The following is a 608-nucleotide window of genomic DNA, read 5'->3' as shown; positions in this document are numbered from 1 at the left end:
ATCGGTATTGGTCATGGACTGGACGCGCACAGGGGCATCCCCGCCCACGGTCACCGTGTGCCCAGCCCAGACCACGCGCGCCTGGCGCGTGCTGCGCGACGCAGGCGAGGCAATCTGTATGGAGTTCGCAGCGTCGTCTGATTTTTTCACTACTTCACCTCGAAACGGGCCACATTCTCCCGGGCAACGCCAGCGAGATCGAACAGCGTGCCGCGCACAAACACCTCGGTGGCGTCGGCCCTGCCCACCANGGCGCGTGCTGCGCGACGCAGGCGAGGCAATCTGTATGGAGTTCGCAGCGTCGTCTGATTTTTTCACTACTTCACCTCGAAACGGGCCACATTCTCCCGGGCAACGCCAGCGAGATCGAACAGCGTGCCGCGCACAAACACCTCGGTGGCGTCGGCCCTGCCCACCACCACCGTCAAAGGCAAAACGCCTGACGCAGAGGCGTCCTCACCCTTGGCCAGAGTGCGTTGAAAAACCACCGCGCCCGTTGCATCGCGCACCTGCACCCAGGACTCGCCACGCCCCCGAAACGCGAGCACACCGGCCGGCGGCGGCACGACCACTGCGGCATTGCCAGCCGGCGCCTCAGTCGGTGCGGC

1 protein-coding gene is annotated in these 608 nt (G+C 65.7%); it reads right to left on the bottom strand.

The window, feature by feature from the left end:
* Window positions 1-317: 317 nt before the first annotated feature.
* Window positions 318-608 (bottom strand): DUF4115 domain-containing protein (locus tag QZH66_RS18100; RefSeq protein WP_305807187.1); only part of this gene is annotated, 291 nt, incomplete at its 5' end.

It is taken from the genome of Stenotrophomonas sp. YIM B06876 (genome assembly GCF_030711595.1).
Taxonomy (GTDB): Bacteria; Pseudomonadota; Gammaproteobacteria; order Xanthomonadales; family Xanthomonadaceae; genus Stenotrophomonas.
The sequence above is the reverse complement of the archived record's forward strand: the minus strand, read 5'-3'. Positions and strand labels throughout refer to the sequence as shown.